The sequence below is a fragment of the Candidatus Laterigemmans baculatus genome, from assembly GCF_010367455.1.
In the GTDB taxonomy this organism is placed as follows: domain Bacteria; phylum Planctomycetota; class Planctomycetia; order Pirellulales; family Pirellulaceae; genus Laterigemmans; species Laterigemmans baculatus.
The window spans coordinates 25,391-35,751 of record NZ_WRPR01000025.1 but is presented as its reverse complement, the minus strand read 5'-3'; the positions used below and the strand labels follow the sequence as shown (position 1 = coordinate 35,751).

Annotated in this window: 8 protein-coding genes; 5 read left to right on the top strand and 3 right to left on the bottom strand. The window is 65.5% G+C overall.

What is annotated here, in order from left to right; translation table 11 throughout:
• Positions 1–191: 191 nt before the first annotated feature.
• On the bottom strand, positions 192–659 hold the full coding sequence (gene mntR, locus GNK13_RS05585; RefSeq protein WP_261345395.1) for a manganese-binding transcriptional regulator MntR: 468 nt from the start codon (positions 657–659) through the stop codon (positions 192–194).
• Between the two features lie 328 nt (positions 660–987).
• Between mntR and GNK13_RS05580 the strand changes: the two genes are divergently transcribed.
• From GNK13_RS05580 to GNK13_RS05565, 4 genes are read left to right on the top strand one after another with little or no spacing between them, the layout of a single operon-like run.
• Positions 988–1,905, top strand: coding sequence for a metal ABC transporter solute-binding protein, Zn/Mn family (locus GNK13_RS05580; protein ID WP_235934797.1), 918 nt, complete (start codon positions 988–990; stop codon positions 1,903–1,905).
• Positions 1,906–2,709 carry a metal ABC transporter ATP-binding protein gene (locus tag GNK13_RS05575; protein ID WP_164101458.1) on the top strand — a complete coding sequence of 268 codons (804 nt, stop codon included), beginning with the start codon at positions 1,906–1,908 and terminating at the stop codon, positions 2,707–2,709. It begins immediately after the preceding gene.
• Complete coding sequence (locus GNK13_RS21895) at positions 2,706–4,355, top strand: metal ABC transporter permease (protein WP_261345394.1); 1,650 nt, start codon at positions 2,706–2,708, stop codon at positions 4,353–4,355. Before GNK13_RS05575 ends, GNK13_RS21895 begins: the two co-directional genes overlap by 4 nt.
• 4 nt (positions 4,356–4,359) lie before the next feature.
• Entirely contained in the window at positions 4,360–5,688 is a 1,329-nt protein-coding gene (locus GNK13_RS05565) for a metal ABC transporter permease (RefSeq protein ID WP_164101457.1), read from the top strand.
• Positions 5,689–5,877: 189 nt separating this feature from the next.
• Here GNK13_RS05565 and GNK13_RS05560 read toward each other — a convergent pair whose 3' ends face one another.
• Positions 5,878–7,335, bottom strand: coding sequence for a sigma-54-dependent transcriptional regulator (locus GNK13_RS05560; RefSeq protein ID WP_235934796.1), 1,458 nt, complete (start codon positions 7,333–7,335; stop codon positions 5,878–5,880).
• Positions 7,336–7,372: 37 nt separating this feature from the next.
• Positions 7,373–8,953, bottom strand: a complete 1,581-nt coding sequence (locus GNK13_RS05555) for a sensor histidine kinase (RefSeq protein ID WP_164101456.1) — start codon at positions 8,951–8,953, stop codon at positions 7,373–7,375.
• A gap of 284 nt (positions 8,954–9,237) precedes the next feature.
• On the opposite strand from GNK13_RS05555, the gene GNK13_RS05550 reads away from it, so the two are divergent.
• Complete coding sequence (locus GNK13_RS05550) at positions 9,238–10,242, top strand: DUF1559 domain-containing protein (protein ID WP_164101455.1); 1,005 nt, start codon at positions 9,238–9,240, stop codon at positions 10,240–10,242.
• The last annotated feature ends 119 nt before the right edge of the window (positions 10,243–10,361 follow it).

The following is a 10,361-nucleotide window of genomic DNA, read 5'->3' as shown; positions in this document are numbered from 1 at the left end:
GGAGAGGGTTAGGGTGAGGGGGCCGTAGCCGGCCGCTTAGACCCCCTCACCCCAGCCCTCTCCCCCAAAGAGAATCGCGAAAATGTTCGGGGGTAAACGTCGAGTGATTGCCGCGATTCCCTTCGGGGGAGAGGGGGCTAAAAACTGCACGACCTCCGGGGGGAGTGTGATGGAACCCGAGGGCGTGGCGGCTACCCCTCCGCCTTTCCCCGTTCGTTGACGAACCGTTCGAAGCAGGCGAGCGTTTGGCTGCTGACGTGGTGCTCGATTCCCTCGGCATCGATCGCCGCGGTCGCCGCGTCGACTCCGAGTGCGCGGAGAAAGCGGAACACCATTTCGTGGCGGCGGCGGGACTCAGCCGCCAGCCGCTTGCCTTTGGCCGTCAAGTGGATCGGCCGGTACGGTTCGGTCTCGACCAAGCCTTCATCGACCAGCCGCGTGACGGTCCGCGTCACCGTGACATGGCTGATCCCAAACCGCTTCGCCAAATCGACCACGCGGCAACTCTCCCGCTCTTCGATCGTGTCGAGAATCGCTTCGACGTAATCCTCGGCGGTCTCGGTCGCGTGGTCGCGGCGGGTGCGACGGTGGGGAGCGGTATTGTCGTGGTTTGGCTTCATGCGGGTGTGCTTCTGCGGTTCAGAGATTTTGGAGTCCACCGTTACCGGCGGCACCAGAGCGCCTTCTGAGCCGTCCCCGTGCCGATCGCCGCGTTGACGCACCTGTCTCCGAGGCTAAAATACCAGCGGCTCCATTTGTAGCACAGGCTACAATTCGTTCCCCCTGCCCCGACGGTGTTGCTGGATGTCGCAATTTGCTCGTGCTCGAATCGGGTCGGCCCGTCGGTCCGCCTGGCCTCGTCTGCTCGGCTGGCTGGGGTTCGTGGTCCTGGGGGTGCTTCTGAGCGTGCTTCTGGCTGGGGGCGGGTGTACGCGGAGCCCTGCTCCCGGAGAGAGTTCGGCGGGAGCCTCTGGCGAGCCACCGATCGTGGCCGTGGCGACGGTGGGGATGGTCGCCGACTTGGTCCGCGAAATCGGTGGCGATCGAGTGGAGGTGGTTCAGATCATGGGCTCGGGCGTCGATCCGCATCTCTACAAGACGACCCGCGACGACGTCCGCGAGCTGATGCGGGGGGATTTGATTTTTTACTCCGGCTTGATGCTCGAGGGAAAGATGACCGACACGCTCGAGAAGATTGGCCGGACGAAACCGGTGTACGCGGTGACCGAGCGGATTCGTCCTGAATACTTGCTGGAGCCGGAAGACTCCGCCGGTCACTCCGATCCCCATGTGTGGATGGACGTGAGCGCTTGGGCCCAGTGCATCGTCGTCGTCGCCCAGGCACTTTCGGAATACGATCCGGAACATGCCGAAGAGTATACCCAGGCGGCGGCGCGGTACGCCGCGGAGTTGGAGGAACTGCACCGCTATGGGCAGGAGCGGATCGCTTCGGTTCCGGCCGAGCGTCGGCTGTTGATCACCTCGCACGACGCCTTCAACTACTTCGGCCGGGCCTACGATCTCGAGGTCGTGGGGGTGCAGGGATTGTCCACCGAATCGGAGGCGGGACTGCAGCAGATCAATCGGCTGGTCGACTTGATCGTCGACCGGGAGGTGCAGGCGGTCTTCGTCGAGAGCAGCGTGCCGCGAAAGAACATCGAGTCGTTGATCGACGGCGCTCGCTCGCGAGGGCACGAAGTCGTGATTGGCAGCGAGTTGTACTCCGATGCGATGGGCCCCGAAGGGACGTACGAAGGGACCTACATCGGGATGCTCGACCACAACATCACTCGCGTCGCTCGGGCACTCGGCGGCCAGGCTCCGGACCGCGGGTTGCGGGGGCAATTGCGGCCGGCGGGAGCCAGTCCCGAAAATTCATCAGCCGCCGGAGAGGGCGAAGGATAAATGAGCTCGGTCGCCGCAACCGTACCAGCGGGTCGCGCTGTCGATTCGCCCCTTTCGATCTACGACTTGACGGTCGCCTACCACCGCAAGCCGGTGCTGTGGGACGTCAGCGTCGACTTTCCCAAGGGGCAGCTCATCGGAGTGGTCGGTCCCAACGGGGCGGGGAAAAGCACGCTCATCAAGGCGGTGATGGAGTTGATCCCCACGGCTTCGGGCGAGATCCGCGTCTTTGGAAAACCGTACCGCAAGAATCGTCGTCGCGTGGGATACGTGCCGCAGCGGGAAAGTGTCGATTGGGATTTTCCGGTCGACGCGCTCGATGTCGTCACGATGGGGCTGTATGGCCAGATCGGCTGGTGTCTGCCGGTCCGCCGCAAGCATCGCCAGCAAGCGGCCGAAGCGCTCGAGCGAGTCGGGCTGGCGGATCTGGCGCATCGGCAGATCAGCCAGCTGAGCGGCGGCCAACAGCAGCGGACATTTTTGGCTCGGGCTCTGGTCCAGGATGCGGATCTGTATCTGATGGACGAGCCGTTCGCGGCGGTCGATGCGGCGACCGAGCAAGCGATCATCGAGATCTTGCAGGAGATGAAGAATCGGGGGAAAACCGTCCTGGTGATCCACCATGATTTGCAAACCGTCGCCGACTACTTCGACTACGTGGTGCTTTTGAACATGCGGGTCGTCGCCCATGGACCGGTCGCGACGACGTTCACGCAGGAGAATTTGCAGAAAACGTACGGCGGTCGGCTGACGCTCCTCGAAGAAGCGACCGAAGCGATGCGGCGTCGCGAGAAGACGTTATGAATGGTTGCCGCAGACCGTCGAGCTGGCTGCTGCTGGCCGCGTGCCTTGTGTTCGGGATCCTGCTCGTGGGAATCGGAGGCTGCGCCGCCGAAGGTGATCCCGAGGGGGCGGTTTCGGCAGGGCGTTCGCTGACCGATCGGCGGATCGAGTGGCCCTCCTGGGAAGCGTGGCGACGGGTGATCCTGATGCAGGATTACAACACGCGGGTGGTGGTGACCGGCACGACGCTGCTCGGATTGGCTGCGGGCACGATCGGCAGCTTCACGCTGCTCCGCAAACGGGCGCTGATGGGCGACGCGCTGAGCCACGCGACGCTGCCCGGCATCGCGCTCGCATTTTTGATCGCCAGCGGGCTGGGCTACAGCGGCAAGGCTCTCCCGGTGCTGCTCGCCGGAGCGGCGGTCACTGGAATCCTGGGGATGGGGACGATTCTGTTGATCCGCAATCTGACGCGGCTCAAGGAAGACGCGGCGATGGGGATCGTGCTGAGCGTTTTCTTTGGCGGCGGTGTCTCGCTGCTGGCCGTCGTGCAGCAGATGTCCGAGGGGCATGCAGCGGGTCTCGAAGGCTTCATCTACGGCAAGACCGCTTCCATGCTGGCCTCCGACGCGTGGCTGATCGGAGCGGCCGGCGGAGGGTCGGCGATCGTCACGCTGCTGCTGTTCAAGGAGCTCAAGCTGCTCTGTTTTGACGAGGGCTTTGCCGGTTCGCGGGGGCTTCCGGTCGTGTGGCTCGATCTGGTGCTGATGGCCGTCGTGGTCGTCGTGACGATCATTGGGCTGCAGGCGGTCGGGCTGATCTTGATGATCGCGCTGTTGGTGATTCCCGCGGCGGCGGCACGTTTTTGGACCGAACGGATGGCGCGAATGACCGCCGTGGCCGCGGGCGTTGGGGCGGTCAGCTGTTTGGTCGGTTCGGCCCTGAGCGCGGTTTTCCCTCGGCTCCCGAGCGGAGCGATGATCGTGCTCGTCTCCGCCCTGATTTTTCTCACCAGCATGATCGTCGGTCCTCGCCGCGGCGTGCTGATCCGAGCGCTCCGCCGCCGAACGCTGCACCGCAGGATCGATCGCCAGCACTTGCTGCGAGCAATCTACGAGGTGCTCGAGGCTCGCCACGAGTCGCCAGCAGGAGCGACTGCGGCCACAGGGGCGGAGCTGGCGGCAGGGGCGGAGCTGGCGGCAGGGGAGGTGGCGGTGGCCGATCTGCTCGGCCGGCGGAGCTGGTCGGGCTCGCGGCTGCGGCGAATCATCCGCCGCGCGGCGCGGCAGGGTTGGGTCACGGTCGAAGCCGGGGGGGCGGTCCGGTTGACGACGCGCGGAGCCGAGCGGGCTGCCCGCCTGGTCCGCGACCACCGGCTGTGGGAGATGTATTTGATCACCCATGCCGACGTGGCTCCCGGACGCGTCGACCGCGATGCCGATGCAATCGAGCATGTGTTGGACGCGGCGATGATCGCCGAATTGCAAACGCTGCTCGACGTCGAGGGAATGCCCAGCGGCGTCCCGGCCTGTCCCCATGAGGCCGCCCCTGCGTCGGCAGCTGAGAGGGCTTTGACCGCTGGCACAACCACCACGGCTGGCACAACCACCACGGCTGGCACAACCACCACGGCTGGCACTTCCTCGGCCACGGATCGGGGAGCGTAACGCGATGTTCGGGATCGATTGGCTCGCCTGGGAGCTGGATGGCTGGATCATGCTGGCCGGAATCCTTTCGGCCGTCTCGGCGGCGCTGCTCGGCAACTTTCTGGTGCTCCGCAAGATGAGCATGTTGGGCGATGCGATCAGCCATGCGGTGCTGCCTGGCTTGGCGGCCGCCTTTTTGATCAGCGAGAGCCGCAGCAGCTGGCCGATGTTTTTGGGGGCCGTGGCAGTCGGGTTGTTGACCGCCGTGTTCACCGAGTGGATTCGCGGGTTTGGAAAAGTCGACGAGGGAGCGTCGATGGGCGTCGTCTTCACGTCGCTCTTTGCGCTCGGGCTGGTGATGATCGTGCAAGCGGCCGATCACGTCGATCTGGATCCCGACTGCGTGTTGTATGGTGCGATTGAGGTGGCGGCGCTGCCTTACGATAGCTGGAGTGTGGGAGGCTGGGAGGTGCCGCGGGTGATCGTGGTGCTTGGATGCGTATCGCTGATCAACCTGCTCTTTGTGTGCTTGTTTTTCAAAGAGCTCAAGATCTCTTCGTTCGATGCTTCGTTGGCGACGACCAGCGGTTTTCCAGCTTGGCTGCTGCATTATTTATTGATGATGCTGGTCGCCGTGACGGCCGTGGCCAGCTTTGAAAGCGTCGGCAATATTTTGGTCGTGGCGATGCTCGTCGTCCCCCCGGCGGCCGCTTACATGCTGACCGATCGCTTGGTGTTGATGATTGGGCTGAGCGTGGTGATCGGGATGGTGGCGGCCGTCACCGGGCACCTCGCGGCGCTGACCGTCCCCGGCTGGTTTGGCTACCGCAGCACGACGACCGCGGGGATGATGGCCGTGATGACGGGGCTGATCTTCATCCTGGCGGCGATGCTCGGACCGCGGCATGGCGTGCTGATCAAGTTCGTGCGGCGGCGATTGCTGTCGCTGCGGATCTTGACCGAGGATGTGATCGGTTTCCTGTATCGGATCGAAGAGCGGGGAGCGGAGCTGAAGAGCGACCGGGCGGGAATCGCCGACGCACTGATCGCCGGTCCGCTTGCGCTGCGGAGCGTGCTCGCTTGGCTCCGCTGGCGGGGACACATCCGCAGCGAGAAGCAAGGCTACGAGCTCACCGCGACTGGAGTCGTGCTGGCCCGGGCGCTCGTCCGCTCGCATCGACTCTGGGAGCACTACTTGATCAGCGAGGCGGGGGTCGGCGCCGAGCGGTTGCACGCCAAAGCGGAACGGCTCGAACACTTCACCGACCGCGATCTGCAGGAGCGGCTGAGCGACGAGACGTCCTCCCCCGAAACCGATCCCCACGGCCGCCCGATCCCGCCAAGCGACCACTGAGCCGACGGGCCGAACCGCGGATAACGCAGATAACACGGATCGTGGGTTCTCGCTCTTCCCCTTTCCTCTGCGTTCTCCGTGCGATCCGCGGTCCCTCTCCTTTCTGAGCTTTTCCGTGTCCTTTCGTGTCCTTCCGTGGCCACCATTCGTTCGATTCGTGTGAATCGTGGTTCCCCCGCGCCCTGCGGCTCAGGGTTCGATCCCGTACCGCCGGAGCCGTTCGCGGAGCGTGCCGCGATGGATTCCCAGCAGCTCGGCTGCGGCCGCGCGATTTCCACCGGTGCGTTCCAGCACGACTTCGAGCATCGCCGGTTCGACCGCCGCCAAGAACCGCTCGTGCAGGTCGGAAACGCCTCCCGCCGGTTCACCGTCGGTCCCTTCGGTCGCCGCGTGGGTCCAGGCCCGTACGGCTGCGGCCAGCGCGTTCGGCTCAGCGTTCGAACTGTCGCCGACCGGCCGCTGAGGAGCCGGGAGTCGGTCAACCGAGAGGGGGCGGCCGCGGGAGAGGACCGCCGCCTGCTCGATCGCGTTGCGGAGCTCGCGCACATTGCCGTGCCATGGCCGCCGAGCGAGCTCGTCGAGAACGTTCGCCGCGACCGGTTCGCTGGCGGCGGGATGGCCCGCCAGCTTCAGGAAGTGCTGGACGAGCATCTCCAGGTCCTCGAGCCGTTCGCGGAGCGGCGGCGCGTGGATTTCGACCGCTGCCAAGCGATAGTAGAGGTCTTCGCGGAACTTTCCGCTGGCGATCGCTTGCCGAAAATCGGCGTGGGTCGCGGCCACGATCCGCACGTCGCACGGCCGCGGGCGGACGTCGCCCACCGGAGTGTATTGCCGCTGCTCGAGGACCCGCAGCAGTTTGACCTGGATCGACGGCGAGAGGTCGCCGATCTCGTCCAGCAGGATCGTGCCTCCTTCGGCCAGCCCGAACAGCCCGTCGCGGCTTTCACTGGCGCCGGTGAACGCCCCGCGGACGTGCCCGAACAACTCGCTTTCGATCAGCGTGGGGTTGAGCGCGACTGGCGCGATCGGCAAATAGGGCCGCTCGCGCCGGCGGCTGTGGGCGTGAATCGCTGCGGCGATCAATTCCTTGCCGCTCCCGGTCTCGCCGGTGATCAGCACCGAAAGATCACTCTCGGCCACCATCGCGATCTGGCGATAGATCTCCTGCATCGCCGGGGACTTACCGATTAACTGGTTCGCTTGCCCTGCCGCCGCCGCATCGGCTTCGAGTCCAGACGCGGTGCTGCGGTGCTGCGCGAGGGCCGCTAAGCAGACTTCGCGGGCGCGGTCCAAACCAAACGGCTTGGTCAGGTAATCGACCGCTCCCCCTTGGACCGCGTCGACCGCCGTTCGCAGATCTCCGAACGCGGTGATCACGATCACCGGCGCCCCGCGACCCACTTGCTGGAACCGGGGGAGCGCCGTCAGGCCATCCATCCCCGGTAGCCGCACGTCCAAGACGATCAGGGCCGGAGCGTGCCGCTCGACCAGCTGCAATCCCTCTTCGGCCGAAGAAGCGGTCAGCACCCGCAACCCCTCTTCGCCCAGCATCTGCTCGAACGCCCAGCAGATCGACGCCTCGTCCTCGATGACGACGACTGGAGCCGTGGAAGGTGAAGCGTCACCGCTGGCCATGCTCGTGCTCATGCTCAAGACCTCCGGAGAGCGGCATCGGGCGAATCTTTCATGCGAGAGGAGCCACGGTCAAAACAAAGACAGTTTGGTGATCGCTGCGGAACCAGCGGACCGATCCTCCCAAATCTTCGGCGGACCGGCGAACCACCGCCAGGCCGAGCCCCAGACCCTCGGGCTTGCTCGTGACGAACGGTTCGAACAACTCCTCCCCGACCGCTTCGCTCGGGCCGGGACCGTTGTCGGTGACCTTAATCTGAACTTGTCCAGCGACACAATCGGCCTCGACGCCGACCACCTCGCCACCGGACTGCAGCGCGTTGAGCACGAGATTCTCCAGCGCGGCGGTCAGGCTGGCCCGATCGGCGACTCGCTGCTCCAATGCCGCTGCGTCGAGCTTCCAATCGAGGGTCACGTGCTGGTGATCGGCGACCACCTGCAGGCTCTCACGCACCGCCGCGGTCGCTTCGCCCACCGTTCCCGCTTCCCCCGCCTCGCTCCGTCCGCCGAGCCCCCGCCGTGCCTCGAGCGGTGCAGCCGCGGGCGCAGCATCGGGTGCAGCCGCGGGCGCAGCATCGGGTGAAGCCGCGGGCGCAGCCGCCCCGGGTTGGGAGGCGATCCGCAGGATCCGCTGCACGTAATCCTCGGTCCGTTCCAGTTCCCGCAGGGCGACCTCCAAACCGTCACCGGCCAAATCGTCACCGTTCGGGTGGCGGGGACAGCGTCGGGCGTGCAGTTCGACTGCCATGCGGGCTCCGGTCAGGCTGTTGCGGAGCTGATGAGCGAGTCCAGCGGCGATCTGGTGGATCAGTTTCTGCCGCTCTTGCCGATGCACCGCTTCCCAGAGGATCGCCAACTCGTCTCCCATTCCTCGGACGGCCGCGCCGAGCCGCCCCAGTTCATCGAGTTCCTCCGCAGCGTCGGCGTCCGGCTCGCCGCCAATTCGCCTCGGCTGAAACTCTCCGGCAGCAATCCGCTTGACGTTCCGCTCCAGCGCCGCGATCCGGTGGATCATCCGCTCGGTGAGTGCCAGCGCGACGATCGACAGCAGGAGCGTCGAGGAGAGCCCGGTGGCCAGCGGTAGCGAGGCGGCGGCAAGTCGCGCTTCCTGCAAGTCGCGCTCGTCGAACATCACCAGCACGTGAGCGACGGCGGCCGGGTCGTCGGCGCTGCGGCGGCGGGAAAAATGGCGAGTTTGGTAGCCGGCGAGGAGCCGGGAATCAAAGCCGTCGGAAGGGGCGACATGCGGCAGCCCCTGCTGGGGTTCCTGCTGGGGTCGAGGGGAGTCCTCGAGCTGGCCGGGGTGCTGGGATGCGGTGGCGAGGCTTGCCGCGGGCAAAGTCGCCGGCGCTCCGGCAAAGGAGCTCTCGATCCGCTGACCGCGGGGGTCGTAGCTGGCCAGCTCCGTTTCGGTTAGCTCGGCGAGCGTCTTGAGCACCGTCGGGGTGAGGGGGAACGTGGCGGTGGAGAGGGTCGAACGGATCGCCTCGAAACGGCTGTTCATGCTCCGCTGGACGACGCGGTCGCCGAGCACGTAGGAGACGCCGCCGACGGCCAGGGCAGCCAGCATCGACCCGCCGATGAGCGGAATCAGCAGTCGCGTGCGGAGCGATCGAAAGCGCGTCTTGACCAACCTCTTAAACCTCTTCTCCTCAGCGGAGTGCGGAGCCAGAACTCCTCGCTTGGCCGATCGTACCCGCGCCGACGCGGGGCGACCGCGTGGGGGTGGAATTTCCATCCTGGGCGGCGGAATAACCATCGAAAGGCGGGGGCGGAAATCGCTGGAACCTTTGGCAAACGCTGGGTTTTTGCACCCTCCACCGCCGTGGCACAGGCCGTGCATTTGTCGGTCGCGTGCATTTCGCCGGTCGGCTGCCGCTTCGGCCATCCACCCCTTTTCGGAGTTTCCATAGTTTAATGCGCACCACGAGCAAGGGATTCACGCTGGTCGAGTTGTTGGTCGTGATCGCGATCATCGGCGTCTTGGTGGGGCTGCTGTTGCCCGCGGTCCAAGCGGCTCGCGAGGCGGCGCGGCGAATGAGCTGCCAGAACAATTTGAAGCAGCTTTCGCTGGCGGTGATGAATTACGAGTCGGCGCTGCGGTGTTTGCCGCCGAGCACGGTGCTCGATTTGGCCGCCGGCGACACGGCGAACAATCAAGCCTGGGGCGTGCACGGCCGCATCCTTCCTTTCATTGAACAGCAAAACCTCTCGGATCAGATCGATCTGAGCGTTGGCTGGGATTTTCAGAGCGCGATCGACAATGTCCGCGTTCCAGTGTTCGGCTGCCCGAGCGATCCGGGGTCCTTCGAAGTTCGGGATCCCGGCAGCGGTCGACCGCGGCTGTATCCGACCTCGTACGGGTTTAACTTTGGAACGTGGTTCGTGTTCGACCCCCAGACGCGCCGCGGAGGGGACGGAGCGTTTTACCCCAATAGCTTTTTGGGACTGCGGGCGTTCACCGACGGGACCAGTTCGACGCTGCTGGCCGCCGAGGTGCTCGGCTGGACCCCCTACACGCGCAACGGCGGCCCCGCCGATACGAGCATCCCAAGTTCGGCTCTGCAGGTCGCGGCGGCGGCCGCGAGCGGCCCTGATTTCAAGACGACAGGCCACACCGAATGGCCCGATGGCCGCGTCCACCACACCGGATTCACCACGACTCTCGGCCCCAACGCTTACGTCCCCTACGACAACGGTGGGACTGAGCTGAACGTTGACTACAACTCGTGGCAGGAAGGCAAAAACGGCACAGGGGGCAATCCAACCTACGCCGCGATCACTTCCCGCAGCCAGCACTCGGGCGTCGTGAACACCGCCTGGCTCGATGGTTCGGTTCGCTCGATCGCCGAGACGATCGATCTAACCGTCTGGCGGGCGATGGGAACCCGCAGCGGCGGCGAGGTAATCCCGCAGCCGTAACCGAACCCTCCTCCGCGAGCCGCGACCGCCGAGAAAGCGAACGACAGCAAATCTGGTATCCCGGTTGCATGAGCCCCCAGTTCAAGGCTCAAACGCCGAGTGGTGGCGATGCATTCCTG